We start from the raw sequence: 26,984 nt of genomic DNA, 5'->3' as shown, positions 1-26,984 counted from the left end.
CGGGGTGATTGGCCTCGAGCACCCACACGACGACCTCCCGGGCGCCGCGCTCCACGAGCCGCCCTCTTCCCCAGTCCCAGAGCGCGCGTCCCACGCCACTCCGCCAGCGCCCGGGCTCCACGTAGATCGCCCAGAGCTCGCCGAGCTCGGGAATCGCGTCCTCGTCCCGGCACCCACCGACGCTGGCCCAGCCGATCACCGCGCCTGCCTCTTCCGCCACGAAGGTCAGCGCGGTGGTCTCGCCAAGGTTCCGGCGCCAGCGCGCCTCCCGTTCGTCCACGGAGAGCTTGTCGAGAAAATCGCGGGGCAGGATGCCGCCATAGGCCGCCCGCCAGCCGCGGACGTGGACGGTGGCGATGCCGCGCGTGTCATCGAGCGTGGCCGGGCGGACTAGCACCGCACTCCTCGCGCGGCCGCGCCGCGCGCTATTCCACCGTCACCGACTTGGCGAGATTGCGCGGCTGATCGACGTCGCGCCCCAGCCGCACCGCCACGTGATAGGCGAGGAGCTGAAGCGGGATGGCCATGAGGATGGGCGAGAGGAGCTCCTCCGCCGCGGGCACGGGGATCACCCAGTCCGCCTTGGCCTTGGCCTCGCGGTCGCCCTCGTGGGCGAGCGCGATCACGCGGCCGTCGCGGGCGCGCACCTCCTCGACATTGCCCATCATCCGGTCGTAGGTCGCGTCCTTGGGGATCAGCGCCACCACCGGGAGCCCTTCGTCGATGAGCGCGATGGGGCCGTGCTTCATCTCGCCGGCGGGATAGCCCTCGGCGTGCAGGTACGACAGCTCCTTGAGCTTGAGCGCGCCCTCGAGCGCGATCGGATAGTGGATGCCGCGGCCGAGGAAGAGGAAGTCCTTGTAGCGCGCCAGCTCGCGGGCGAGCGCGGCCACCGGGGCGTCGAGCTCGAGCGTCTTCTCGATGAGGCGCGGCAGCTCGAGCAGTCCCTGCACGTGCTTGCGGCCCTCGTCCGCGGTGAGCGTCTCGCGCCGGCGCCCGAGCCACAGGGCGAGGAGGTAGGCGGCCATGATGGTGGCGGTGAACGTCTTCGACGATGCCACGCCGATCTCGGGCCCGGCCGGCGTGTAGACGACGCCCGTGGACTCGCGCGCGAGCGCGGAGCCGATCACGTTGGTGATGCCCACGATGGGCGCGCCCTTGGCCCGCGCCACCTTGACCGCGCCGAGGGTGTCGGCGGTCTCGCCGGACTGCGACATCGCGATGACCAGCGTGTCGGGGCCCACCGGCGCGTCGCGATAGCGCCACTCCGAGGCCACGTCGACCTCGGCGGGCAGCCCGCTGATGCGCTCCATGAGGAAGCGCCCCACGATGGCCGCGTGATACGAGGTGCCGCAGGCGAGGAGGACGATTCGGGATAGACCGCTTGTTACTTCAGGATCGAGGTTGATGTCCGGGAGGACCACGGTGCCGCTCTCCGGCGACACCCGGCCGCGCAGAGTGTCCGCGGCGGCGCGCGGCTGCTCGTAGATCTCCTTCAACATGAAGTGGCGGTAGCCGCCCTTCTCGGCGAGGATGGGATCCCAGAGGATGCGCGTGGGCGTGCGCTCGGCCGGCGCCCCGTCGAGCTTGGTGACGTCCACCCCGTGGCGCGTGACCACCGCCACGTCCTCGTCCTCCAGGATGACCATGTCGCGCGTGTGGGCGAGGAGGGCGGGGATATCGGAGGCCAGGAAGGTCTCCCCCGCGCCGAGCCCCACCACCACGCTGCCCGCGCCGTGCTTGGCGGCGACGAGTCGGTCCGGCGCGCTCTTCGCGAGCACCACGATCGCGTAGGAGCCGCGGAGCTCGCGCAGTGCCCGCCGCGTGGCCTCGTCGAGCCGCGGGGTGTCCTGGAGGTGGCGCTCGATCAGATGCGCGATGACCTCGGTGTCCGTCTCCGACGTGAAGACGTGCCCCTCGGCGAGCAGCCGCTGCTTGATGGGCAGGTAGTTCTCGATGATCCCGTTGTGCACGACCACGAGATTGCCGGAGCCGTCGGTGTGCGGGTGCGCGTTCTCGTCGGTGGGGCGGCCATGCGTGGCCCACCGGGTGTGCCCGACACCAATGGAGCCCGCCACCGGGCGCTCGCGCACCAGGCCCTCGAGGCCCTTCAGCCGGCCGGCGGCGCGCCGCACCTGCAGCCCCTCCGCCCCCAGCACGGCCACGCCGGCGGAGTCGTAGCCGCGGTACTCCAGCTTCTTTAGGCCCTCGAGGATGATCTCGGCCGCGCTCTTGTCGCCGATGTAGCCGACGATGCCGCACATACGCTCACTCCTTGTGTCCGGACTTTTTTGCCGCCCTCTTGCGCGCCGCCCAGCCCTCGCGCGTCTCCTGGCGTCCGCGCGCGACGGCGAGCGCGCCCGGCGGCACGCTCTTGGTGATGACGGAGCCCGCGGCCACGTAGGCGCCCTCACCGATGGTCACCGGGGCGACCAGGCTCGAGTTGGTGCCGATGAAGGCGTCGGCGCCGATCACCGTCTCGTGCTTGTGGACACCGTCGTAGTTGCAGGTGATGGTGCCCGCGCCGAGATTCGCGCCCTCGCCGACCTGGGCGTCACCCACGTAGGAGAGGTGCGGCACCTTGGCGCCGCGGCCGATCTTGGACTTCTTGAGCTCGACGAAGTTGCCGATCTTGGCGCCGGCGCCCACCTGCGAGAGCGGGCGCAGGTTGCAGAAGGGGCCGAGCTGCGCGCCCTCCTCCACCGAGGACTCCGCGAGCACGCAGTAGGGCTTGAGCAGCACACGGTCGCCCAGCCGGCTCCCGGAGACCTGCGAGCCCGTGCCGATCACGCACTCGGCGCCGATCGTGGTCACGCCCTCCAGCACCACGCCCGGGTAGAGCACGGTGTCGGGGCCGATAACCACGGTGTCGTCCACATAGGTCGACGCGGGATCCAGCACCGAGACGCCGGCGGCCATGAGGCGATCGAGGATGCGTCTCCGGTAGATGGACGCGAGCTCGGCGAGCTGCTTCCGGTCGTTGATGCCGAGGCACTCGCGCGGATCCTGGGCCACCACCGCCTCGAGCCGTCGGCCCTCGCGCCGCAGGATGCCGACGACGTCGGTGAGGTAGTACTCGCCCTGCTCGTTCTGCGGCGTCACCTGATCCAGCGCGGGCCAGAACGTAGCGGCGTCGAAGCAGTACACGCTGGTGCCGATCTCGTGGATCTCGCGCTGGGCGGCCGTGGCGTCGCGATGCTCGACGATCGCGGTCGGCTGCCCCTGCTCGCGGACCACGCGGCCGTAGCCGGTGGGATCGTCCACGCAGGCGGTGAGGAGCGTGGCGGCGGCGCCGGCGGCCACGTGGTGCTCGACGAGCCCGCGCAGCATCGCCTCCGACATCAGCGGCTGATCGCCGGGGATGACGAGGATGGTCCCGGTCGCGTCCCGGCACACGGGCTTCGTCTGAAGCACCGCGTGGCCCGTCCCGCGCCGCTCCTTCTGCTCGACGAAGAGCAGATCGGACGCCTCGCCGACCGCCGCCCGGACGTCGTCGGACCCGCGCCCGACCACGAGGACCACCGTGCCGCCGAGGGCGCGGGCCACCGCAACGGGATAGTGAATGAGGGGACGGCCGCAGAGGGGATGCAGGACCTTGGGCCGGCTGGACTTCATGCGCTTCGAGTCGCCCGCGGCCAGGATGATCACGGTCAAGGCGGACGCAGGGCCGGATCGCATACGCGTTTGATCGTAGCACGGGGCTTGCCAAGGGTGACGGCAGACGCCACCCTCAGATTTTTCGACTATTTAGGTGTCGGGGACCCGCGACGCAGGTGCGAAGAAGCGACACGGTCCCGCACTTTTCGGGCGGGGAGGAGACGCTACCGCCGCGGGCGCCGCCTGCGCTCCGCGCCTGCCGTCGCGCGCAGATGCGCCAAAAGACGGTCGAGCCGCGTCGGGATCTCGGCAGTGAGATCGATCCGCTCGCCCGTGACCGGATGCAGGAAGGCGAGGCCGACGGCGTGCAGCGCTACACCCTCGAGCCCGGCGACGAGGGCCGCGCGGACGGGGTCGGCCGCGCCCGTGCGGCGGCGCCCGTAGGTATCGTCGCCCAGCAGTGGATGGCCGAGCGAGGCCAGATGGACGCGGATCTGATGCGTCCGCCCCGTCTCGAGCCGGCACTCCACCAGTGTGGCGTCGGCGAAGCGCTCGAGCACGCGGTACCGCGTGAGCGCGCGCCGCCCCTTGCCGGCCGCGGTGACCGCCATGCGGACGCGCGAGCGGGGATCGCGGCCGATCGGGGCGTCGATCGTGCCCTCAGCGCGGGGCAAACGGCCATCGGCGACAGCCAGATAGCGGCGGCTCACCGTGCGACGGGCGAGCTGCGCGGTGAGCGAATCGTAGGCCGCCGGCGTCTTGGCGAGCACGATCAGGCCGGAGGTGCCCTTGTCGAGGCGGTGCACGATGCCGGGGCGACGCGGCCCGCCCACGCCGGCGATGGCGGGCGCGTGATGGAGCGCGGCGGCGGCGAGCGTGCCCGTCATGCGTCCCGCTCCGGGATGCGTGACCATGCCGGCCGGCTTGTCCACGACGAGCACGTCGGCGTCCTCGAAGACCACGCGCAGGACAACCGGCTCGGGCGCGAGCGTCTCCGGCGGAGGCGGCGGCACGTCCGCCTCCACCCGGGCGCCGGCGCGAAGCCGGAGCGCGGCCTTGGCGGCGCGGCCGTCCACCCGCACCCGCCCCGCGTCCACCAAGCCCTTGAGGCGCGTGCGGGAGATGTCGGGCAGGCGCGCGGCGAGCCAGCGGTCGAGCCGCGTCCCGGCCTCATCGGGCGCGACGGTGGCGTCCAGCCTCATCCGGCCTTGGGCGAGTCCACCAGCATCCGGAAGGCGAGAATGGTCACGCCGACGGTGATGGCGGAGTCCGCCACGTTGAAGGCCGGCCAGTGGTAGGCACCCCAGTAGAAGTCGAGGTAGTCGACCACGGCACCGAAGCGGAGCCGGTCGATCAGGTTGCCGGCGGCGCCCCCGAAGATCAGGCCGAGCGCGAGGCGTGTCCACGCCCCGCCGGTGGGTAGGAGCCGCGCGGCGATCACGGCGAGGAGCACCACCGCCCCGATGGACAGGAGCCCCACCATCCAGCGGAAGCCCTCAGGCACCCCGCCGAGCATGCCGAAGGCAAGGCCGGGATTCATGACGAGCGTGAGGGAGAAGACGCCCGGGATCACCGGCACCGCCTCGCCGAAGCGGAGGCCGTGCAGCGCCCACCACTTCGTGATCTGGTCGGCGACGAGGATCGCCGCGGCCAGGAGGGAGATCGACCGCATCTATCGCAGGCTTCGAACCACCGGCGCGCAGCGCTCGCACAGCGTGGGGTGGTCGGCATCCTCGCCGACGCGGGCCGTCCAGAGCCAGCAGCGCTCGCACTTCTTCCAGCCCAGCGCCTTCGCGGGCACCACCGCGAGCGCGAGGCCGGGGATCTCCGCGCTCTCGAAGGCGGTGGCCTGGCCGGCGGGCGGGGCGCCGGCGAGGCGTACGCCGGACACGTTGAAGAGCGTGGCGAGCAGCGTCTCGCCCTTGGCGGTGAGGAGCGGGCGCCACTGCTCCTCCGGCGCGTTCGTCACGAACACGAGGGCATCGATCCCCTTGCCGATCTTGCCGGCCTTGCGCGCGGCCTCCAGCGCCCGCGACACCTCGCCCCGCACCTCGAGCAAGCGGTCCCACTCGGCGGCCAGCCGCTCGTTGGCCCACTCGCCGCGCTCCTCGGGGAACGTCGTGACGTGCACGCTGTCGGGCTTCCCCGCCCCGGGAATGTGCCCCCAGACCTCCTCGGCGGTGAAGGTCAGCACGGGGGCGAGGAGACGCGCGAGGGCGGTCAGCATCTCGAAGCAGACGGTCTGCGCGGCGCGCCGGCGCGGATCGTTCGGCGCGGAGGCGTAAAGGCGGTCCTTGATGATGTCGAGGTAGAGCGCCGAGAGGTCCACCGCGCAGAAGTTGTGCGTGGCGTGGAACACCACGTGGAACTGGTACTCCTCGTAGGCGCGCCGGACCCGCGTGATCAGCTCCCCCAGCCGCAGCAGCGCCCAGCGGTCCAGCTCGTCCATCTGATCGTAGGACACCCGGTCACGGTCGGGATCGAAGTCCGCGAGGGTGCCGAGGAGGAAGCGCCAGGTGTTGCGGATGCGCCGGTAGGCGTCGGCGAGATGGCGCAGGATCTCCTCGGAGAGGCGGATGTCCTCGGTGTAGTCCTCGGCGGCCACCCAGAGACGGATCACCTCGGCGCCGTACTTGGGCAGGACTTCCTCCTGCGTGAGGTAGTTGCCGAGGGACTTCGACATCTTGCGGCCCTCGCCGTCCACGAGGAAACCGTGGGTGAGCACGGTCCGGTAGGGCGGCGCTCCACGCGTCCCGATCGCCTCCAGCAGCGAGGAGTGGAACCAGCCGCGGTGCTGGTCGGAGCCCTCGAGGTAGAGATCGGCGGGCCAGCGGAGGTCCGGGCGCGCCTCCAGCACGGCGGCGTGGCTGCAGCCCGAGTCCACCCACACATCCAGGATGTCCGTCTCGCGCCGGAAGTCGTCGCCGCCGCAGGAGGCGCAGCGAGTGCCCGGCGGCAACAGCTCGCGCTCGGAGCGCAGATACCACTCCTCGATGCCGCGTCCGGCGCGGAAGATCCCTGCCACGTGCTCGGCGACGCGCTCTTCCAAGAGGAGCTCGCCGCACTTCTTGCAGTAGAAGGCGACGATCGGCACGCCCCACACACGCTGGCGCGAGAGCACCCAGTCGGGCCGGTGGGCCACCATGTTGTAGATGCGCGACTCCCCCCACTCGGGGATCCACCGGACGTCGTTGCGGATGGCGTCCAGCGCCTTCTGGCGTAGCCCCGTCTTGTCCAGCGAGAGGAACCACTGCTCGGTGGCGCGGAACAGCGTGGGGTTCTTGCAGCGCCAGCAATGCGGATAGGTATGGCTCACCGGCATCTCGGCGAGCAATGCCCCGCGCTCGCGAAGTAGGTCGATGATCCTGGGGTTCGCCTCCCACACCGTCTGGCCGGCGAAGTGCTCCACCTCGGCGGTGAACTTCCCGTCGTCGTCCACCGGGTTGTAGATCTTGAGTCCCGCCCGTCGACCCGCCTCGTAGTCCTCCTCACCGTGGCCGGGCGCGATGTGGACCAGCCCCGTCCCCGCGTCCATCGCCACGAAGTCCTCGCCGATCACCACGGAATCGCGCGCGATCCACGGATGGCGGGCCTGCGTGCCCACCAGCGCCGCGCCCGGCAGCGCGAGACTGGTGCCGCGGGCCCGCCCAGCCACGCCGGCCAGGTTGGCCACCGCCACGGCCAGCGGGCGCGCGACGATGAGCCACTCGCCGTCGACCTCGAGCGCGGTGTAGGTCTCGGTGGGGTGCACGGCGAGGGCGAGATTGGCGGGCAGCGTCCAGGGCGTCGTGGTCCAGATGACGAAGGACGACTTCCGGCCGCCCAGCGCCTCCGCGAGCCCCCGGCTGGGGGCGGCCACTGGGAACTTCACGTACACCGTGGTCGACGTCTCGTCCTCGTACTCCACCTCGGCCTGGGCGAGCGCGGTCTTGCAGTGCATGCACCAGTGCACGGGCTTGAGGCCCTTGTAGACGGCGCCCTGCCCCACGAAGCGCCCGAACTCGCGGACGATCACCGCCTCGTACTCGGGATCGAGCGTCGCGTAGCGATTGTCCCAGTCCGCGAACACGCCCAGGCGCTTGAATTCCTCCCGTTGAATGTCGAGGAATTCAAGCGCGTACTCGCGGCAACGGCGGATCTTCTCCACCGGGTCCATGGCCTTGCGCACGTCCACGCCCGAGGCGTCGTCGAGGCCCAGCGCCTTGTCCACGCCGTGCTCGATGGGCAACCCGTGGCAGTCCCAACCGGGGACGAACATGGCGTTGTAGCCCAGCATGCTGTGGGCCTTCACCGCGAGATCCTTGAGGATCTTGTTCAGCGCCGTCCCCATGTGGATGTGCCCGTTCGCGTAGGGCGGTCCGTCGTGAAAGATCCACAGCGGGCGGGCGGCGGCGGCCTTCCGGATCCTTCCATAGATGTCCATGCTCTTCCAGCGCGCGAGCAGCTCGGGCTCGAGCGTGGAGAGATTGGCCTTCATGGGAAAAGACGTCTTCGGAAGGTTGAGCGTGTCCTTGTAATCCATGCGAGCCCTTCCGCCGCGGCCGGCTACCGCGGCGTGAGCGTGAGGATGCCGAGCTGGTTGTCGATGTTGACGATGAAGCGGTCGAGATAGTCGCGGCCGAGCAGCCCCTCACCCTGGCCCAGCTCCACGTCGTGGGAGACCACGCGGATGGGGCCCGCCTTGGCGCCGTTGACGTCGATGGAGTTGACCATCACGAAGAGCGCGCTGGCGGTGCCGGTGACGCCGCGGATGGAGCCCCGGAGCGCTTCGCGGCTGGAGACGCCCAGCTGGGCGAGCACGCGCGGGCTGATCGTGGTGACGGACGCGCCGGTGTCGAGGAGCAGCCGCACGCTCCCCGTCTCGTTGATGCGCGCGTTCACGACGATGGGCTGCCCTGGAACGAATCGGATCTGCGCCGCGCCGACCGCTGTCGGTGTGGGGGGCCGGGCGCCGGGCACGGTGACCGCGGGCACGGGGGCCACGGGCGGCGAGCTCAAGTACTGCGCGGTGGGCCGGAAGCGCTCGGGAATGCTGTCGATCCCCTGGCTGTAGTTGACTTGCCCCCGCTCGTCCGTCCACCGGTAGGTCTGGGCGGAGGCCTCTCCGGCCGCGAGCGCCCCCAGGAGCGCGAGCGCGGTGGTGCTGGTGAGCCGCTTCATGCCCGATTTCCCGGCGTCATGGCCCTCAAAGGTAACACGGACGGGCCCTTTGCCGCGAGGACGGGGGGTCATCGAGGGCACGGGCGGGCGCCGGGGTGGGCCCGGCTCCACACGGTCTCGTAGACCACCATCTCCTCGGCGCCCGCCACCGTGTTGCGGGTCAGCCGCACCCGCTCGACCGGCGTGAAGCGATCGCCCATGGCGGTCAGGCGCGGGAACCACGCGGGGAACACGATCAGGTAGTCCGGGCAGGCGCGCTCGAGATAGCGCAACACGCCGTCCTCCCCTTCCTTCTTGTAGGGCAGGATCGCCGGCGTCACCAGGCCCATGACATCGATGACCGGGCGCTGCGAGAGGTAGCCGATGGCGCCGACGTCGTTGAGCGCGAGCCTCGCGTCGAGGGGCGCGTGCGCGTTCACCCACCGAGCCAAACGCACCTGCATGGCCTCGATGTTCTGTACCGCCCAGCCGTAGCGCGTGGCCGCGGGCCAGAGGGACACCAGCGCGGCCGCCGCGAGGCCCGCCGCAAGGAGGCGGCGAAGGTGCGCCAGGCCGGCGATCTCGCGCGCGCGGCCGAGCGCCGCCACGGGCAGCATCGCCGTCGCGAAGGCCAGCGGGATGAGGTGTATCACGTAGCGCCCCTCCTGGAAGGCGGGGCCCCGATAGGGCGCGAGCAGCGCCATCGCGAGAGGCTGGAGGAGCAGCGCCGTCGCGGGCAGGCCGAGCCGGCGCCCCCCGCGCGACCAGAGGAGACCGAGCCCTATCACGATGAGGAACGGAAGCAGCCCGTTCACGTCCCACAGCCAGCGGGCCCACTCTTTCGAGAAGTCCCACGGGCGCGCGAAGAAGATCCGGGCCGCCGGCTCGCGTGCACCGGCGAGGAAGCCGGCGAGGCCACCCTCGATCTTCGCCGCCGCGGTAGCGGGCAGCGGGGTGCCGCCCGTGACGAGATTGAAGGCGACCCAGGGCCCGATGATGACCACGCCGGCGAGCGCGTAGCGCGCCGTGCGGCCGGGCGCAAGCGGGCCTGCCGCCCAGGTGAGGCCGAGGACGAGGATCGCCTCCGGCCGAGCGAGCACGGCCAGCGCGAGCAGCACCGCTGCGGCCAGCTCGCGGCCGCGCGTGTGCGCGAGCAGGCCCGCGGCCACGAGGAGCGCCGCCAGCGATACCTCCATGCCGGACAGCGCGCCCCAGAGCAAGGGCGCCGAGAGCGCGGCGAGCGAGGCGGCGAGGAGGGCGGCGGCGGGGTCGCCCGACCAGGATCGCGCCAGACGCCCGGTGAGGAGCGCGGCGCCCAGCGAGGCGGCGGCCCCGAGCAGCTTGGCGAGCAGCGGATGGCTGCCCGTCACCGCAAAGAGCGCCCCGAGGGTCAGCGTCCACAAGGGCGCGGTCGAGCCCGCCACCGGCACGCCGGGGTTGTAGGAGAAGCCGTGGCCCTCGGCGAGATTGCGCGCGAACTGGAAGTGAATCCAGGAATCGTCCAGGGGAAAGCCGGCCACGCCGGCGAGCTGATGCTCGCCCAGCAGGAACACGCCGAGGCCCAGGAGAAAGGCCCCGGCGGGGAGCAGTCCCCTCACCGCGCGGCGCGGGCGAACGTGTAGCCGGCGTGCTCGACGGGCGTCTTGCCCAACGGCAGCACGTAGAGGAAGCGTCCGTACGGGAGCTCGATCTCGAGTAACCCCTTCGGGCGCGGCAGTGCGGGATCCCAGTGGTCCACGAACCAGACGAGCTGGCGCACGCGCCGGGGCACCGTGATGGCGGTGCCCGGCGTGAGCACCATGGTCGCCGCCGACTGGGGGGCGTAGAAGCCGGGCGGGTCGGCGCGCAGGTAGAGCTGGTAGATCGCATACTCCGGCATGTAGAACATCGCGTGCCGCAGCCACGGGTACGAGCGCGGGTTGCCCCGCTCGGTGAGGAGCGCGGTGTCGGACGGGTCGTAGACGGCGCGGATGGTCTGTACGTAGGCGCGGAGCACCGCCTCGTGCTCCCGCAGCGCGGAGGCCGTGCGCGAGAGGATCCAGTCGTGCGCCTCGTCACGCGCGCGCCACAGCCAGGCCTCGCCCTCGCGCCGGTCAAACTCGCGCGGCTCCAGACGCGCGTTCACGAAGAACCCGGTGTTGACGAGGAGCAGCGGGATGAGGGCGGCGGCGGTGAGGGCCCAGCGCCAGTGCGGCCGGCGGAGGCGCTCGGAGCCCGCCGCGACCAGGTCCACCATGGCGCGGGAGAGGAGGATCACCAGTGCGGGCAGACAGGTCAGCACGTAGCCGGCCTGGCCGAAGTGCACCAGCGTGTAGAAGGCGAAGGGCGGCGCCATCCAGCCCACGAGGAACCACTCCCGCGCGCCCCAGCCACGACGCCGCGCGTAGAACGGCAGGACCACGATCGCGAGAGCCAAGGGGCCCAGGCCCACCAGCACCGACTCGAGCATGTAGCGCGCCTGCCGGAATGTGGTGTCGAGGTCGCCGCCGAGCACCGAGGTCGGCAGCACGGTGCTGCCGTAGAGCTCGCCGGAGGCGTGGAGATAGGTGCGCCAGCCCCCGGCCAGCCAGACCAGCGGCAGGAACCAGGCGAGCACGGCGGCGGTGAGCAGCGCGGCCGCCGCCACCAGGCGCTTGACCTCGCGGATGCCCAGCGCGGCGGACACCGCCCAGAGCGGGAACAGCATGAGGAGCACCGACTGGCGGAGGCCGCCCGCGAGCCCGAGGCAGACGGCGCCGAGGTAGAGATGCGCCACGCTGCCGTGGAGCGCGCGCCACGCGAGCAGCGCCATCAGGGTCGCCCCGAAGGCCTCGCCCGCGTAGGTGAGGCCCACCGAGCCGTAGAACCAGAAGAGTGGGCTCACCGCGAGGAGCGCCGCCGCCGCGCCCGCGGTGGTGCGGTCGTAGAGGGCGCGCGCGAGCCAGTACACCGTGACCGTCGTCGCGGCGCTGAAGATCATGGCCAGGGTCACGTAGGCCAGGTTGGGATCGGCGACGGTCGCGTTCACCAGCCGCCCCAGTCCCACGTACAGCACGTAGCCCGGTGGATGCGGCTGATGCTTGGCGATATCGAACTCGCGCAGCGCCAGCGCGAATTGCACCGCGTCCCAGTTGTAGAGCATGCGCGCGCGGTACGGCCAGCGGGAGGCGAGGGTCACCAGCGCCAGGACGATCGACACGCCCAGATCGAAGGCGAAGCCCGAGCGCGCGATCCAGCGCTGGCCGAGCGCGGTGAGCCGGCTCACGCCTGCCGCCACACGCGATCGGCGGCGCCGAAGATGCCGGCGGAGTCCCCCAGCCCGGCGCGCGCCACCCGGACCTCGCGTGACATCATCGTGGCATGCGCGCGGATGCGCTCGGTGAGCGACTCGGCCAGGGTCGGCACCGTGGTCATGATGCCGCCGCCCAGGACGAGCAGCTCGGGGTTGAGAACGGTCACGTAGTTGGCGAGGGCCGCGCCCAGATAGCGGAGCGCCTCGTCCCATACCATGGCGGCGAAGGTATCGCCCGCCGCGGCCGCGCGCGCCACCAGCGCGGCGGTCAGCCGGCGCGGGTCGCGCCCGGTCTCCTCGGCGAGCACGGTCTTGGTGCCCTGGTCGAGCGCGGCCTGCAGGCGCCGGATGAAGCCGCTGCCGGAGGCGTAGGTCTCCACGCAGCCGCGCTGGCCGCAGGGGCACGGGAGCCCGTCCACCACGATCTGCGTATGGCCGATCTCGCCCGCGGCGTTGTTGTGGCCGCTCAGGAGCAGGCCGTCCATCACCGCGCCCGAGCCGACACCGGTGCCGACGAAGACGGCGATCAGGCTCCGCGCCCCGCGCCCGACGCCGAATCGATACTCGCCCCACGCGGCGGCGCGCACGTCGTTCTCCACGTAGGTCGGGAGGGACAGGTTCGACTCGATCTCGTCGCGCAGCGGCACGTCGGTCCAGTGGAGGTTGGGCGCGAAGACGACGGCGTGGGTCTTCGGGTGGATCTGCCCCGCGGCGGCGATGCCGATCCCGGTCACGCGCGAGCGGTCGGTCGAGTCCAGCAGCTCCGCAATCATGCGCTTGAGGTTGGCGAGCACGCTCGCGGTGCCCTTCCAGGCCTCGGTCTGGGTCTCGACGCGCGCGACGAGCTGGCCCTGCTCGGAGAGGAGCCCGCCGCGTAGCTTGCTCCCGCCGAGGTCTATTCCGACGGCGTAGCGATCGGCGGGCATCCGGCGGACTGAAGGATTACGGGGAGGGGACGATCAGGCCTTCTTCTCTTCGTCCTTGTTGGCGGGCGCCTCGTCCTTGCTGAGCTCGTTCACGCCCTTCTTGAACTCCTTCACGCTGGAGCCGAGTGAACGGGCGAGATCGGGCAAGCGCTGGGCCCCGAAGAGAATCAGCACGATGACCAGGATCAACAGCAGCTCTTGGTATCCCAGACCAAACATGGCGGGACTCCTTTCCTTTTACTGACGCGTCCTTACCCTACGCGTGGGCCCCGAGGTTGTCAACGTCTCCCCGGCGCCGTCAAGGGGTGACTCCGAAGCGCAGCACCGTGATCGAATGGGCGGGGAACTCGTGGTCGAACCGTGAGCCCTTGGCGCTCCCCGTCCGCTCCGCGACGTCGACCACGCGGGGCTCTTCGAAGGTGTTCATCGCGCGCACGTCGGGGCCGTTCACCTCGGCGATGGCCAGCTCGCCCGCCGCGGAGGCGCCGCCGAGATCGATGGTGGCGCGGTGGGCGCGCACCGCGTCCCGGTTCACCACCGTCAGGGTCACCTGCCGGCCGGCGGCGTCGCAGCTGCCGGCGGCGTCGAGCAGCGTGAACGGGCCCAGCTCCGCCACGTGGTGCACACGCCCCTCACTGCCCGTCTCCTGCGCGGGCGACAGGGCGTAGGTCTCGCCGGAGACGTGGACGTCGAGCCCGATCTCACGGGTGTGCTCCGCATAGAGTCGCAGCGGGTGATAGATCGTCTGGAGGAACAGGCCCTTCGGGCTCGTGAAGATGGGGGCGATGGCGTTCACCAGCTGGGCGAGGTTGGCGATCTTGACCGTGTCGCAGTGGCGGATGAAGCCGTTCAGGTACGTGGCGACGGCGAGCGCGTCGGTGAGGGTGTAGCGCTCCTCCACGCCGCCCACGCGGTCCTCGTGGCTCCGCGTCCGCCACCACACGTTCCACTCGTCGAAGGCGATGTGGATGGAATGCGCGATCCGGTGGGCAGCGCGCACCCGCTCGATGAGGGCCGCGCAGATGCGCACCGCGCGCTCCGCCTGATGCGACGAGAACACCGTGGCGTAGTGGTCGGCGCTGCCCGTGTAGAGGTGGATGCTGTGGAAGTCGATGAGGTCGGCGAGGCCGCCCAGCACAATCTCGTCCCACTCGCTCCAGCCGTTCTGGCCGCAGCCGATCAGCACGATGGACGGATCCGTCCGCTTCATCACGGTCGCGAAGCCGCGCGCCTTCTTCACGTAGTCGTGGGCATTGAGATTTCCGATCTGCCAGCTCCCGTACATCTCGTTGCCGAGCCCCCAGTACTTCACGCGGAGCGGCTCGGGGTGGCCGTGCTGGCGGCGGAGATTCGCCCACGACGTGTTGCCGGTGCCGTTGCAGTACTCGACCCACGCCTGGGCTTCGTCCATGGTGCCCGAGCCCATGTTCACGCAGATGAAGGGCTCGGCGCCGATCTCGCGGCAGTACGCGATGAAGTCGAGAGTGCCGAACCGGTTCGACTCCTCCGCATACCAGGCGAGCTCGCTGCGCCGGGGGCGCTGATCCTTCGGCCCCACCCCGTCGAGCCAGTGATAGCCGCTGACGAAGTTGCCGCCGGGCCAGCGCAGGAGCGGCACCCGCAGCGGCCGCACCGCCTCCAGCACGTCCTTGCGGAAGCCCCGCGTGTCGCTGAGCGGGGAGCCCTCCTCGTAGATGCCGCCGTAGATGCAGCGGCCCAGGTGCTCGATGAAGTTGCCGAAGATCCGACGGTCCACCGTGCCGATGCGCCGCGCGAGGTCGATCCCGATACGGTTCATGGCGCGGAGTCTACGCGAGGACGGAGTCGTTTGACAGGCTGGAGCGGAGCGCCTACAGTTTCGCCTGCGAGCGAGCGGCGATCGGTGAGCGCGCCAGGGGAGGCGTCATGAGTGAGAGACACGCCGGAGTGAGCCGTCGGACCTTCGTCACGGGCGCCGCCGCCGCGGCGGGCGCGACCTGGCTGGCGCGCGGCCCGCGCCGCGCCGCCGCGCAGACCAAGGCCACCATCACCTATTGGAACGGCCTCACCGGCGCCGACGGCAAGGTGATGGACGAGCTGATCGACCAGTTCACCAAGGAGACCGGCATCAAGATCGAGCAGCAGCGCATCCCCTGGGCGGATCTCTACGCCAAGCTCCAGGTCTCCGTGCCCGCGGGCGAGGGCCCCGATCTCGCGCTCATCCATACCGTAGAGGTCCCGCACTTCGCCAGCGACGGCGTGCTCGAGGTGATCGACGACAGCGCCATGAGCAGCCGGGGCTTCCGCGCCGCCGACTATCTCCCCGCGACGTGGCAGGGCGGGACCTTCGAGGGCAAACGCTACTCGGTCGCCCTCGACGTGCCGCAACACCTGCTCTACCTCAACGTGAAGGTGATGAAGGAGGCGGGCCTGCTCGGCGCCGACGGGCGCCCCAAGGTCCCGGCGAGCCGCGACGAGCTGGTGCAGATGGCCAAGCAGATGGCCAAGGGCGACACGTTCGGCTTCGGCATCGGCACCGTGGCCCCCGGCCGCTACACGTGGGGCTTCCACAATCTCCTCTGGCAGAACGGCGCCAACGTCTTCACCGCCGATCTCAAGCGCTCGGCGCTCGCCGAGCCTGCCGCCGTGGAGGTCGCGGACTTCTGGGCCAGCTTCTTCGCCCAGAAGATCTCGCCGCCGTCGAACGCGAGCTGCCGCGACGCCTTCATCGCCGGCAAGCTCGGCATGTGGATCGCCGGCTCGTGGAACTTCACCGGGCTGCGCGAGGCGAAGGTGGACTTCACGGCGGCGCCGGTGCCGCGGCTCTTCAAGCAGCCGGTGGTGTGGTCGATGCCGCATCAGTTCACCTTCCCCAAGCCCAAGGGCGCCGATGCCGCCAAGCGCGATGCGGCCTGGACGCACATCCGCTGGATGACCGATCACGTGGCGGAGTGGACGCTCAAGGCGGGGCAGATCTCGGCGTCGCGCAAGGCCCACGCCGACCCGCGCATCACCGCCGATCCGGTGCTCAAGGTGCTCATGTCCCAGGGCGCGAACTGGCAGGTCGGCCAGCCCACACCCCGCTGGGTCGCCGCGGAGAACCTCACGCGCCCGGTGATCGAGAGCGTCTACATCGGGCAGAAGCCCGGCAAGGCCGCGATGGAGGATCTGGCCCGCCAGATCAACGCGCTGCCCGCCTGATCCGTGGCGCGGCGGCGCGGGCTGACGGCGTACGGCTTCCTCGCCCCCGGCCTGCTCCTCTTCGCCGCGTTCCGCGTCTACCCGCTGCTCGACGGCCTGCGTCTCTCCTTCACCAACGCGCGGCTCGGCCGGCCCGCGCAGGCCTTCGTGGGGCTCGCCAACTACGAGCGCCTGCTCGAGGACACCCGCTTCCACGTGAGCCTCTGGAACACCCTCTTCTACACGGTGGCGAGCACCCTACCGATCCTCGCGATCCCCCTCCTCCTCGCGGTGGCCTTGAATCGCGGGACTATGAGGACTGTGCTGCGTGGCGCGTTCTTTTTCCCGTTCACGCTCTCCGTGGTCACGGTCGGGCTCACCTGGCTCTGGCTGCTCGATCCCGTGGTCGGCCCCTTCAACTACTACTTCGGCTGGCTGGTCGGGCGGGGGCGCTCGTGGCTCTCCGAGCCCGGCACCGCGATGTGGGTGATCATCGCCACCACCGTGTGGTGGGTGGCCGGCTACTACCTCGTCATCTACCTGGCCGGGCTCCAGGACATTCCCCGCGACCTCTACGAGTCGGCGGCGCTGGACGGGGCCGGCGCGATCCGGAGCTTCTGGGCCATCACGCTGCCCCTGCTCCGCCCCGTGCTGCTCTTCGTCTTCGTCACCCACATCATCGGCTCGTTCCAGATCTTCGGGCAGGTCTTCGTGCTCACCCAGGGCGGCCCGGGCGACAGCACCCGCACCGTCGTTCAGCACCTCTACGAGACTGCGTTCCAGAACTTCTTCGCGTTCGGCGCCGCCTCGGCGATGGCGTGGGTGCTCTTCGCGATCATCCTGGTGTTCTCGCTGCTGCAGTTCCGCCTCTTGCGCGGCCACACGGAGCTCTGAGGCCGCCGTGTCGCGGGGCCGCGACGCCCAGGGCCTGCTGCTCGCCGCCGCACTCGGCGCCCTCGCCGTGCTCTGGCTACTCCCCGTCGTCTGGGTGGTGGTGACTTCGCTCAAGCCCACCGCCAATATCATCCGCGTCCCGCCGGAGTGGATCCCGTGGCCGGCGACGCTCGAGCACTACGTCGAGGTGTTGTTCAGCAGCTCGCGCACCGCGCGCATCGGCCGCGCCTTCGTGAACAGCCTCGTGGTGTCCCTCGGCACGGTGATCCTGGTCGTCGGGACGAGCGCGCTCGCCGCCTATCCCCTCGCCCGCATGCGCTTTCCGGGGAAGACTTTCGTCTTCAGCGTGATCGTGGGCAGCCTGATGATCCCGAACGCGGTGGTGCTGGTCCCCCAGTACGTGCTCGTGCAGCGCCTCGGCTGGCTCAGCACGTATCAGGGGCTCATCGTCCCCGAGGCGGCAGTGACGTTCGCGTTCGGCGTCTTCCTGCTCCGTCAGTTCTTCCTCACGATCCCTCATGAGCTGGAGGACGCGGCGCTCATCGATGGAGCCAATACGTGGCAGGTCTTCGCGCGGATCGTCGTCCCGCTGTCCCAGCCGGTGCTGGCCGCGCTGGCCATTTTCGCCTTCCGCTCGGCGTGGAACGACTTCCTCTGGCCCCTGATCGCGGTGAACAAGGCCGAGATGTTCCCCCTGCCGGTGGCGCTGGCGCTGCTGCGCGGAGCCTACAGCTCGGAGTCCTATGGGCCCATCATGGCGGGCGCCGCGCTTTCTGCGCTGCCGCTCCTGATCGTGTTCTTGATCGCCAACCGCCGCATCGTCGAGGGCGTGCGGCTGAGCGGCTTGAAGGGCTAGCCGGTGATGGGCTAGCCGCTCCGGAGCACCCGCTTCTCGCCCTGGCGGACGGTGACGCGCTGGGCGTCGAAATACTCCATCAGCGGGATGGCGTATTTCCGGCTGACCCCGAAGAGGTCCTTCATGTCGGCCGGGCTCAGCTCCTTCTTCTCCTTGAGGTGCGCGACCAGGCGAGTCTGGACCTCCTGGAGCGCCTCCGCGTGGTAGTAGAGCGACTCGCGGATCCGCACCAGCTTCTTCTCCGCGAGCAGGAGCTGGAACAGCTCGTGACGGTCGGTGCCCTTGACTCCGGCCGTGCCCAGCGCCTCCTCGGCGGTGGGCGGCGCGGCAGCGGCGCGGCGGAACTCAGCCTCGACCGCGTCGATCACCCGCTGCTGCTCGGGCGTGAGGCGAATGGTGTGGGAGCCCAGCCGCACCTGATCCCGCTCGCTGCGCACCACGCCCTCCGCCTCCAGGGCGGTGAGGAGCTGAGTGAACACCTTCTCCTGGGCATTGCCGGCGCGGCTCCTGAGCTCCTCTCTCGATATTCCTCCGCGGAGCGGATTTTCGGCGTGGAAGGTCTTCAGCAACGCGAGGGTCGTCGCGCGGAGCTTGTCGCTCGCTTCGCGATGGAGCCAGGCGTCCCGGTCCACCGCGACGGCGGCGCCCTTCTGCTGGAGCTCGACGAGCAGGGTGCGGAGCCGCTCGGGGCCGTACGGCGTGCGGGCGAGCAGATCGCCGAGGCGCGCCCCCGCCGCACCCGCCTGCTTGAGGTGCTCCTCCACGATCTCGGCGGGCGCGCCGCCGGCGAGCAGCTCGAGGTGCGCGCGAAGCGCTGGGGCCTTGCGCTTGAAGCGCGGCGGATCGACGTCGAGCAAAGTCCCGCCGCCGATGGTCACGATCGGCGAGTACGTGCGGATGACGAAGCGGTCGCCCGGCAGCGCCACCACCGGCGCCTCGAGGCGGAAGCGCCCGAACGAGGCCTCGCCCTGCGGCAGCTCGGCCTGGCCGACGAGGAGGACCCGCGCCATAACCTCCTGGGTGCCCACGTGGAAGCGCACGCGCTCGCGCATCCTGAGCGGGCGCGGCGCGTCGGCCAGGAGCTCCACCGTCGCATCGACGGCGGTGGTCGCCACCAGCGCGCCCGCCGGCGCCAGCACATCGCCCCGCTCGACCGCCGCCCGCTCCACCCCCTGGAGATTCACGGCCGTGCGCTGTCCGGCCCGCGACGACTCCACGCCGTGCCCGTGCACCTGGAGCCCGCGCACCTTGGACTGGAGGCCCCGCGGATAGATCTCGACGCGATCATCGAGCGCGAGACGCCCCGTGGTGAGCGTGCCGGTGACCACGGTGCCGAACCCGCGCACCGTGAACACGCGATCGACCGGCAGCCGCGCGGTCTGGTCCAGCGGCTTGGCGGGCACCGCCCGGGCCAGGCGTCCCATCGTGGCGCGCAGCTCGGGAAGCCCCTCCCCCGTCTTCGACGACACCGGCACGATGGGGCACCCGGCGAGGAACGTGCCGTCGAGGAGCCGCACCACGTCGTCGCGCACGAGCTCGAGCCAGTCGGCGTCGACCATGTCGATCTTGGTCAGCGCCACCAGCCCGCTCTTGATGTGGAGCAGCGAGCAGATCGCCAGGTGCTCGCGTGTCTGCGGCATCACGCTCTCGTCGGCGGCGATGACGAGCATGGCGAGGTCGATGCCCCCCACCCCGGCCAGCATGTTCTTCACGAAGCGCTCGTGGCCCGGCACGTCCACGATCTCGATGGTGAGCCCGTCGGGCTCCTCCAGGAATGCGAAGCCCAGGTCGATGGTGATGCCGCGCGCCTTCTCCTCCGGGAGCCGGTCCGTGTCGGTCCCGGTCAGCGCCTTCACCAGCGAGGTCTTGCCGTGGTCGATGTGGCCGGCGGTGCCGATCACGACGTGCTTGGAATCCGCCATGCCGCGAGCCCTACAGCGCGGAGAGGATGCGGGCGAGATCGGGCAGATCGGCGGGCAGCACGGTGCGGAGGTCAAGCAGCAGCCGATCGTCGGCCAGGCGCGCGAGCACGGGGGGCCGGCCCGCGCGCAGCGCCTCGTCGAGCGCCTGCGGGGCGCGCTCCGCCGTGCCGAGCGCGATCGCCGCAGTGGGCAGCTCCACCGTGGGCAGCGCGCCCCCACCCACCTGCGAGGTGGTCTCGACGAGCGCGGCGCCCAGCCGGCGCTGCGCCTCCGCGGGCACCCGGCGCAGCAGCGCGCGCGCCCGGCGACGAATCGTTGTCAACGGCTCGGTCAGGAGACGAAGCGTGGGGATGGTCTCGAGCGCGTCGCCTGCCTCGTAGGCGTAGAGGGTGGCCTCGAGGGCGGCGATCGTGAATTTGTCGATGCGGACCGCGCGGTTCAGCGGATTCTTCGCGAGCAGCCCGATCGCGCTCGCCTTGCCCACCACGATGCCGGACTGCGGCCCGCCGAGGAGCTTGTCGCCCGAGAACGACACGAGATCCACGCCGGAGGCCACCACCTCGGGCACCGTGGGCTCGTAGGGGAAGCCGTGCGGACGCAGATCGAGGAGTGACCCCGAGCCCAGGTCCTCCATCACGGGGATGCCGCGCTGCCGGCCCAGCTCCACCAGCTCGCGGGAGGACACGGCCGCGGTGAAGCCGACCACACGGTAGTTCGAGGTATGGACCTTCAGCAGCAGGCCGGTCTCGGGCCCGATGGCGTTGGCGTAGTCCTTGAGGTGCGTGCGGTTGGTGGCGCCCACCTCGCGCAGCACCGCGCCCGAGCGGCGCATGATGTCGGGGATGCGGAACTCGCCGCCGATCTCGATCAGCTCGCCGCGCGAGACGATGACCTCCTTGCCGCGCGCGAGGCTCTCCAGCGCCAGCAGCACCGCGGAGGCGCAGTTGTTCACCACCAGCGCCGCCTCGGCGCCGGTGAGCCGCCGCAAGAGGGCCTCCACGTGCGCGTAGCGCGAGCCCCGCTCCTTGCGCGCCACGTCCATCTCGAGGTTGGAGTAGGCGGCAGCGACGGCCTGCAGGCGCTCCTGCGCCAGCCTCGACAGGAGCGCGCGGCCGAGATTCGTGTGGAGCACCACGCCGGTGGCGTTGATGACCCGCGTGAGCGAGAAGGCCCCGGCCCCGCCGAGCCGCTGGGCCACCTCGGCAGCAAGGCGCGCAGCGTCCTTCGGCGTGGGCGCCGGGCCCGCGGCCGCGCCGGCGCCCGCCGCCGCGAGCAGGCGCTGGCGCTCGCGGGCGAGGGCCTCGCGCGCCGCCTCGGCCCGCCGGGCGTGGGGCAGCGCGGCCACCGCGGGCTCCCCTTCCAGCGCGATCAGCACCGCGTCCACCGAGGGCAGCCCGCGGAGCAGCGCCTGCGCGCCGGATGCGCCGGCCGGCACGCCCGCGCCGGCGCGCTTATCCGCCCGCGGCAAGACCCGTCTCCACGCGTTCCTTCACCCGCGCGATCACCTCGTTGGCCTCCCGGCGTATCGCCTCCACGCTCGCCCCCTCGGGGCTGTTCTTGAGAAGCCGGCGCACCGCCTCCTCCGTGAGCCCGGCCCACAGCTCGTCCAGGTCGCTCGGCGAGAAGCCCTGGCCGCGCAGCGCGCCCGTCCACTCGCGCGCCAGCTCGTCGACCAAGCGGTCTCTTTCATGCGCCAGGCGGCGGGCGCGCTTGATCAGCTCCGGCAGCCGCGGGGGCACCGCTACTCCTTCACCAGTCGGCGGATGCTGTCCATCAGGTTCGCTTCCCAGCGGCCGGTAGAGGCGCAGACGTACACCGTCTCCGACTTGAGCTTGCCCGAGTCGCCGCGGCGCCATGCCTGCGTGCGCATCTTGGAGTTGACCTGCACGTCGGTGGCGCCCGAGCCGTTGGGCTGCACGAACACCGTGAACGATACCACCGCGTCGCCCTCCAGGACGTCATCGCCGATGCGGCCGCAGTCGGCGAAGACACCGATGGGCGACACCATCTCGTCGGACGACACCACCCCAGAGTCCTTCGCCACCGCCCGCAGCGATACGTTCTCGTAGGCGAGCGCGCGGATGAGGGCCTTCCACGTCGAGTCGTAGGCCGCGGCGATCTGGTCGCGGTGCGGCGGCGGCAGGATGGGCGAGACGAAGGGCCGCGAGCAGGCGCCGAGCCCGGCGAGAGCGAGGCCGGCCGCCACGACCCCCAGCGCGCGCAAGCGAAGCGCCCGGATCATGGCGCCATTTTACCGCTTGTGGTGGTCGATTCCGCGATAGGTCCGGATGAACCGGACGATGCGCCCCTCGTCGTAGTCGTCGAAGGCATCCAGTCGCGTCCACGCGGTGAGCGCGATGCGCGTCTTCATGCCGGGATAGGGGGCGAGCAGCACCTGCCGGTCGTACCCCTTCACGATGGCCTCGAGCTGGGTCACCAGGTCGGCGCAGCCGTTGGGGCAGTTGTACTGGATCACCACGCCCCCGTCTTCCAGGTTGTGCACCTGCAGCTCGCGCACGATCGGCACGTTGTGGACGCCCCAGGGCGCGATGTAGGGCAGATGCGGTCCCGAGGTGGGCGGGTCGGAGTTGTACGGCACGTGCGGCTCGGCCTCCGTCTGGATGTGGAGATTGCCCTGGTCCGCGAACTCGACGCCCGGCCGGTTCGCCGAGGCCTGATACGCAAAGTAGCCCACGACCACCGCCACCACCACGGCGACCGCGATGCCGATAGTCATGTTGCGCCGTCGCCGCGCGGCGCGGGAGAGGCCGCGCGCCGGCTTCTCCCCCACCCTGCGAGCCTTCGTGTCCTGCCGCGTGTTCTTCGCCACGGTCTCCCTCTTCATGGTCGCCCGGGTGGCGGAAGCGTGTGGGAGTCGAACCCACCTTCGACTTGTCTAGAGCCGAACACCGGATTTGAAGTCCGGGGCGTGCACCGGCGCCGCAAACGCTTCCAGGTTGCTAACTCACTGAGAAATCAGCGAAGAGGAGTGTACCACCGCGCGCGAGGCGCGGGCGACAGCGGTGAGGTGAGCGCGGCGCGAGTCATTTCCTCCCGTTGACACTCGTGGCGTGGCCCTCCAAGGTGAATGGCATATCACGTGTCGGCGGGACGCTGCGTCCACCCCAAGCCCCGGAGGACATCATGAGCAGAATCGGAAGCCATTTGGTCCTTACCCTTCTGTGCGTAGCATTGCTCGGCGGCTGCGCCCTCGCCCACGGGCCCGTCATGGCGCCGATCACGCTCGACATGAAGGGGCCGGTCGCGGCCGGCCCGGCAGCCACCAGCCCGAAGGTCGGCCGGGCGGAGGCGTGGGGAGTGCTGGTGTTCTCGACCGGCGATGCGAGCATCTCGGCCGCGATGCAGAACGGGGGCATCACGAAGATTCATCATGTTGACCACGAGACCCAGAACATCCTGGGGATCTGGGCCAAGTACACGACCATCGTCCACGGCGAGTAGCCATCGGAGGGGACCATGCCGACCAAGGTGCACATCAACTTGGCCAACGGGGACGAGCTGCTCGAGCTGGGCCTCGGCCCCTCGCAGGTAGCGTCCATCGTGCGGTATCGCGCCGAGCACGGCCCCATCAGGGACAGCGCCCAGCTGGCCACCATCCTGGGCGGCCAGGCGATGACCGACACGATCAGAGAGCGGGCCGACTTCGCTCCGGCCTACGACACGGCGCCCGAGGCGCCCGGGGCCTAGCGGCAGCGCAACATGTAAGCCTTCAAGGCCCTCCGCTGCCGAGCACGCAGGTCTCGCTGCCGACCAGGTAGATGCCCCCGCTCGCCCTGCACTGGTCCCTCGCCGCCTGCTGGCCCGGACCGTATTGAGTGCAGGTGCCCCCAGTCTGCGTGCCGCCCGAGGACTTACAGATCGCGGCGGTGTCGAGCGTGCACCCTGCCGCGAGGCTGAAAAGGCCAACCGCAAGGGTGCCCACCATTATCGATTTCTTCACCGCGCGAAGCCCGTGAGCGATCAGGGGCGGTCCCTCATCTCGTCCAGGATACGCGCGATGCCGTCCGCGGGGATGCCGGCCCAGGCGGGTCGATGGGATAGCTCGTAGCGCAGCTCGTACACGGCCTTGCCGAGCTCGAACACCGAGGTGACCTGCTCCACCCGCGTGCCGGCCGCGGGCACGAGGGGCACGGCGCTGCGCTCCGCCGCCTCCAGATAGCCGCGCTGGAAGACGGCGCGCGCCTGGCGCTCCCAGGCGTCCAGCCACGGCGCGAGCGCGCGCCGCTCGCCGGCGTCGCGGCCGGCGAGGACGGTCCGGGCGGCATAGTCGAACGAACGCAACATCCCGGCCACGTCGCGCAGCGGTGAGCCCTTGGCGCGCCGCTCGGCCAGGGGCCGCGCCGGCTCGCCCTCGAAGTCGATCACGACGTAGCCCGTCCGCGTGCGAAGCACCTGGCCCAGGTGGTAGTCGCCGTGGATGCGGATCTTGTGGCAACCGTCGCTGGCGAGCGGGGAGAGGTCGAGCCCGCGGCCGGCCAGCGTCGGCCATCGCTCGACGAGCGCGGCGACGCGCTCGCGCGCGGAATCGGACAAGCTATCCAGGCGCCGGGCGGCCTCAGCCAGCATGGCCTCTGACTCGACCGCCACCTGCTCGCTCCACACGGTCACGTCGGCGTCGCTGATCGGCTCCGGCCGGAAGGCGGGCGGCGTGCCGGCGGTGGCCAGGGCCACGTGCAGCTCGCCGGTCACGGTCCCGAGTGTGCGGAGGTCGTCCAGGAGATCGCCGCCCAGCGCGCGGAGCCGGTGCTCGGCGGCCTCGACGTCCGTGGGCGGCGGCTCCCCGGCGAGCGCGCTGGCGAGCGACTCGAGGCCGGCGAGAGCGTGGCTCCACCCGTCGCCGCTGTTCTCCACGAAGGGCTGGAGGAGGGCGATCGTCGTGGGCTCCCCACCTCGATTCTGATGCTCCAGCCAGCCCGCCAGCCCGGGCGTGTGGGGAAAGCCCGTGCGGGTCGTCAGAAAGTGGGGGATCTCGAAGTCGGGATTGGGCCCTGGCCGAGCGCGGCGGAAGGACTTGGCGATCAGCTGGCCGCCGAGCAGCAACGACGTGTTGCTCTGCTCGCCCTTGAACAGGGTGACGGCAGTCTCCCGGCAGCCGGCCGAGTCGGGCGCTGCCGCCGCGCCCGACCAGTGCCCGACGAAACGCCCGCTCATGCCCTCGAGGACGCGGCCCGTCGCGCAGGCATGGAGCACGCGACGGCCGAACTCGGGCTCGCCGTGCGCGTCGACGACGGCAAGGCCGTCCACCGTCCCCACCGCCCCGCCGGAATCCGGCGCGCTTCCCGGGCGAGCCGCCAGCGGGACGTAGTAGCGGTCGCTGTCGGTCTCCACCAGGAACAGCACGACGAGCGGCTCGGCCGGCCATTCGGGGGAGGGCGCGTCGAGGACGGCGGCGTCGAGCACGGCGAGGCGCGTGGGTCGCCGCCCGCGCGCCCCATACCACCGCTGGCGGGCCATGAAGGCGCCCAGGCCGGACGCTGCCCCTCCTTCGAGGAACGCCTTGAGCGCGGGCACCCGCTCAGAGAGAGATGTCCTCGATGCCATAGAGCACCTGTTCGGTGGCGGGTGGCTGGAGCCGGAACCAGTAGTAGCCGTACGGCGCCAGGCTCAGGAAGTACGGCTGAGTCCCGATGACCGGGAATCGGCTGTCGCTCAGCATCTCGACGGGCGTCCAGCCCGCGTAGTTGGCAAGGTCGATCTCCACCGGCTCGGCCGCGCGGGAGAGGTTGTGCACGGCGAGCACGGTCTCCCCCTCCCACACCCGGAGATGCGCCAGCACGCTGTCGTTCTTGGCGCGAAGGAAGGTGAGCGTGCCCCGCCCGAAGGCCCGCGACTTCTTCCGCGTGGCGATGAGGCGCCGCATCCAGTTGAGCAGCGACCACGGCGGGCGCTCCTGCGCCTGCACGTTGATCGCCCCGTAGCCGAAGACGGGGTCGCTGATCAGCGGGAGGTAGAGGCGGGCGGGATCGGCGCCGGAGAAGCCGGCGTTCTTGTCGCCCGACCACTGCATGGGCGTCCGCACCCCGTTCCGGTCGCCGAGGTAGATGTTGTCGCCCATGCCGAGCTCGTCCCCGTAGTAGAGGATGGGACTGCCGGGCAGGGTGAAGAGGAGGCTGGTCAGGAGCTCGATCTTGCGCCGGTCGTTGTCCAGCAACGGCGCGAGGCGGCGGCGGATGCCCAGGTTGAGGCGCATCTGCGGGTCCTGGCCGTAGGCCCAGTAGAGCTCGCGGCGCTCGTCGCCCGACACCATCTCCAGGGTCAGCTCGTCGTGGTTCCGCAGGAAGAGGCCCCACTGACAGCCGGGGGGAATCTCGGGCGTGTGCTTGTAGATGTCCGTGATGGGGCGCCGGTCGCCGTGGCGGACGGCCAGGAAGATCCGGGGCATCAGCGGGAAGTGGAAGGCCATGTGGAACTCGTCGCCCTCGCCGAAGTACGGGCGCACATCCGCCGGCCACTGATTGGCCTCGGCGAGCAGGATGCGCCCGGCGTACTTCCGATCGATGGCCCCCCGAAGGGCTCGGAGGAAGAGATGGGTCTCCGGCAGGTTCTCGCAGATCGTCCCCTCGCGCTCGAAGAGGTAGGGCACGGCGTCGCAGCGGAAGCCGTCGAGTCCCCGATCGAGCCAGTGCTGCATCACCGCCAGCAGCTCGGCCTGGACCTGGGGGTTGTCGAAGTTGAGATCCGGCTGATGGCTGAAGAAGCGGTGCCAGTAGTACGCTCTCGCTTCGGGATCCCACGTCCAGTTCGAGCGCTCGGTATCGATGAAGATGATGCGCGCGTCCTTGTACCGCTGGTCGGTGTCGCTCCAGACGTAGTACTGGCGGAAGGGTGAGGCGGGATCCCGGCGGGCCTCCTGGAACCAGCGGTGCTGATCGGACGTGTGGTTCACCACGAGGTCGGAGATGACACGGAGCCCGCGAGCGTGCGCTTCCTCGAGGAAGCGCTCGAAGTCGGCCAGCGTCCCGTAATCGGGATGAACGGTCCGGTAGTCGGCGACATCGTAGCCGTCGTCCCGGAGCGGCGAAGGGTAGAACGGGAGCAGCCACAGGCAGTCCACGCCGAGCTCCTTCAGGTAGTCGAGCCGACGGGTCAGGCCCACGAAGTCACCGATGCCGTCGTCGTTGCCGTCCTGGAAGGCGCGGACGTGCAGCTCGTAGAACACGGCGTCCTGGTACCAGAGCGGGTCACTCATGCGCGCGAGG

General features: G+C 70.8%; 24 protein-coding genes and 1 tRNA gene. 5 read left to right on the top strand and 20 right to left on the bottom strand.

The window, feature by feature from the left end; genetic code table 11:
* The 12 genes from VFX14_16185 to VFX14_16130 form a co-directional block, all read right to left on the bottom strand.
* Positions 1-397, bottom strand: a 397-nt coding sequence (locus tag VFX14_16185; protein HEU5191225.1) for a GNAT family N-acetyltransferase, incomplete at its 3' end; no start/stop codon positions are given.
* Positions 398-425: 28 nt separating this feature from the next.
* The gene (glmS, locus tag VFX14_16180; GenBank protein HEU5191224.1) at positions 426-2,264 is read right to left on the bottom strand and encodes a glutamine--fructose-6-phosphate transaminase (isomerizing); all 1,839 of its coding nucleotides are present in this window, start codon (positions 2,262-2,264) and stop codon (positions 426-428) included.
* A gap of 4 nt (positions 2,265-2,268) precedes the next feature.
* A complete protein-coding gene (glmU, locus tag VFX14_16175) occupies positions 2,269-3,678 on the bottom strand; it encodes a bifunctional UDP-N-acetylglucosamine diphosphorylase/glucosamine-1-phosphate N-acetyltransferase GlmU (GenBank protein HEU5191223.1) in 1,410 nt (469 codons plus the stop codon).
* Between the two features lie 143 nt (positions 3,679-3,821).
* On the bottom strand, positions 3,822-4,799 hold the full coding sequence (locus tag VFX14_16170) for an RluA family pseudouridine synthase (GenBank protein HEU5191222.1): 978 nt from the start codon (positions 4,797-4,799) through the stop codon (positions 3,822-3,824).
* Positions 4,796-5,269, bottom strand: a complete 474-nt coding sequence (gene lspA / locus VFX14_16165; protein HEU5191221.1) for a signal peptidase II — start codon at positions 5,267-5,269, stop codon at positions 4,796-4,798. The genes VFX14_16170 and lspA overlap by 4 nt, the downstream gene beginning before the upstream one ends.
* The gene (gene ileS / locus VFX14_16160; protein HEU5191220.1) at positions 5,270-8,119 is read right to left on the bottom strand and encodes an isoleucine--tRNA ligase; all 2,850 of its coding nucleotides are present in this window, start codon (positions 8,117-8,119) and stop codon (positions 5,270-5,272) included.
* Positions 8,120-8,142: 23 nt separating this feature from the next.
* Positions 8,143-8,757, bottom strand: coding sequence for an aspartyl protease family protein (locus VFX14_16155; protein ID HEU5191219.1), 615 nt, complete (start codon positions 8,755-8,757; stop codon positions 8,143-8,145).
* A gap of 68 nt (positions 8,758-8,825) precedes the next feature.
* Positions 8,826-10,334: a hypothetical protein gene (locus tag VFX14_16150; GenBank protein ID HEU5191218.1), complete on the bottom strand. Its 1,509-nt coding sequence runs from the start codon at positions 10,332-10,334 to the stop codon at positions 8,826-8,828.
* Positions 10,331-11,980 (bottom strand): DUF2723 domain-containing protein, encoded by a 1,650-nt coding sequence (locus VFX14_16145; protein ID HEU5191217.1) that lies wholly within the window; start codon positions 11,978-11,980, stop codon positions 10,331-10,333. Before VFX14_16145 ends, VFX14_16150 begins: the two co-directional genes overlap by 4 nt.
* The gene (locus VFX14_16140; protein HEU5191216.1) at positions 11,977-12,933 is read right to left on the bottom strand and encodes an ROK family protein; all 957 of its coding nucleotides are present in this window, start codon (positions 12,931-12,933) and stop codon (positions 11,977-11,979) included. The genes VFX14_16145 and VFX14_16140 overlap by 4 nt, the downstream gene beginning before the upstream one ends.
* 33 nt (positions 12,934-12,966) lie before the next feature.
* A complete protein-coding gene (tatA, locus tag VFX14_16135; protein ID HEU5191215.1) occupies positions 12,967-13,152 on the bottom strand; it encodes a twin-arginine translocase TatA/TatE family subunit in 186 nt (61 codons plus the stop codon).
* A gap of 79 nt (positions 13,153-13,231) precedes the next feature.
* Positions 13,232-14,731 (bottom strand): alpha-L-arabinofuranosidase C-terminal domain-containing protein, encoded by a 1,500-nt coding sequence (locus tag VFX14_16130; GenBank protein HEU5191214.1) that lies wholly within the window; start codon positions 14,729-14,731, stop codon positions 13,232-13,234.
* Positions 14,732-14,838: 107 nt separating this feature from the next.
* Between VFX14_16130 and VFX14_16125 the strand changes: the two genes are divergently transcribed.
* Genes VFX14_16125 through VFX14_16115 form a run of 3 tightly spaced genes read left to right on the top strand, consistent with a single transcriptional unit; the run spans position 14,839 to position 17,842 of the window.
* On the top strand, positions 14,839-16,113 hold the full coding sequence (locus tag VFX14_16125; GenBank protein ID HEU5191213.1) for an ABC transporter substrate-binding protein: 1,275 nt from the start codon (positions 14,839-14,841) through the stop codon (positions 16,111-16,113).
* Positions 16,114-16,116: 3 nt separating this feature from the next.
* Positions 16,117-16,986, top strand: coding sequence for a sugar ABC transporter permease (locus tag VFX14_16120; protein ID HEU5191212.1), 870 nt, complete (start codon positions 16,117-16,119; stop codon positions 16,984-16,986).
* A 7-nt stretch (positions 16,987-16,993) separates the two neighbouring features.
* Positions 16,994-17,842, top strand: a complete 849-nt coding sequence (locus VFX14_16115) for a carbohydrate ABC transporter permease (protein HEU5191211.1) — start codon at positions 16,994-16,996, stop codon at positions 17,840-17,842.
* A gap of 11 nt (positions 17,843-17,853) precedes the next feature.
* Here the strand turns inward: VFX14_16115 and selB are convergent, their stop codons facing one another.
* The 6 genes from selB to VFX14_16085 form a co-directional block, all read right to left on the bottom strand.
* Complete coding sequence (gene selB, locus VFX14_16110) at positions 17,854-19,764, bottom strand: selenocysteine-specific translation elongation factor (GenBank protein ID HEU5191210.1); 1,911 nt, start codon at positions 19,762-19,764, stop codon at positions 17,854-17,856.
* Between the two features lie 10 nt (positions 19,765-19,774).
* Positions 19,775-21,232: an L-seryl-tRNA(Sec) selenium transferase gene (gene selA, locus VFX14_16105; protein HEU5191209.1), complete on the bottom strand. Its 1,458-nt coding sequence runs from the start codon at positions 21,230-21,232 to the stop codon at positions 19,775-19,777.
* Positions 21,216-21,503, bottom strand: coding sequence for a hypothetical protein (locus VFX14_16100; GenBank protein ID HEU5191208.1), 288 nt, complete (start codon positions 21,501-21,503; stop codon positions 21,216-21,218). Before VFX14_16100 ends, selA begins: the two co-directional genes overlap by 17 nt.
* A 2-nt stretch (positions 21,504-21,505) precedes the next feature.
* On the bottom strand, positions 21,506-22,006 hold the full coding sequence (locus tag VFX14_16095; GenBank protein HEU5191207.1) for a hypothetical protein: 501 nt from the start codon (positions 22,004-22,006) through the stop codon (positions 21,506-21,508).
* Positions 22,007-22,015: 9 nt separating this feature from the next.
* Positions 22,016-22,609 carry a DUF3105 domain-containing protein gene (locus tag VFX14_16090; protein ID HEU5191206.1) on the bottom strand — a complete coding sequence of 198 codons (594 nt, stop codon included), beginning with the start codon at positions 22,607-22,609 and terminating at the stop codon, positions 22,016-22,018.
* An 11-nt stretch (positions 22,610-22,620) separates the two neighbouring features.
* Positions 22,621-22,718, bottom strand: a tRNA-Sec gene (locus tag VFX14_16085).
* Between the two features lie 190 nt (positions 22,719-22,908).
* Here VFX14_16085 and VFX14_16080 point away from each other — a divergent pair.
* Both VFX14_16080 and VFX14_16075 read left to right on the top strand, forming a co-directional pair.
* Positions 22,909-23,226, top strand: coding sequence for a TRL-like family protein (locus VFX14_16080; protein HEU5191205.1), 318 nt, complete (start codon positions 22,909-22,911; stop codon positions 23,224-23,226).
* A 15-nt stretch (positions 23,227-23,241) separates the two neighbouring features.
* Positions 23,242-23,472 (top strand): helix-hairpin-helix domain-containing protein, encoded by a 231-nt coding sequence (locus VFX14_16075; protein ID HEU5191204.1) that lies wholly within the window; start codon positions 23,242-23,244, stop codon positions 23,470-23,472.
* A gap of 273 nt (positions 23,473-23,745) precedes the next feature.
* Here VFX14_16075 and VFX14_16070 read toward each other — a convergent pair whose 3' ends face one another.
* Complete coding sequence (locus VFX14_16070) at positions 23,746-25,296, bottom strand: phosphotransferase (GenBank protein HEU5191203.1); 1,551 nt, start codon at positions 25,294-25,296, stop codon at positions 23,746-23,748.
* A 4-nt stretch (positions 25,297-25,300) separates the two neighbouring features.
* Positions 25,301-26,974: a maltose alpha-D-glucosyltransferase gene (treS, locus tag VFX14_16065; GenBank protein HEU5191202.1), complete on the bottom strand. Its 1,674-nt coding sequence runs from the start codon at positions 26,972-26,974 to the stop codon at positions 25,301-25,303.
* Positions 26,975-26,984: the final 10 nt, after the last annotated feature.

The organism is Candidatus Methylomirabilota bacterium, assembly GCA_035764725.1.
Taxonomy (GTDB): Bacteria; Methylomirabilota; Methylomirabilia; order Rokubacteriales; family CSP1-6; genus DASRWT01.
This window is presented reverse-complemented; position numbering and strand designations above follow the sequence as displayed.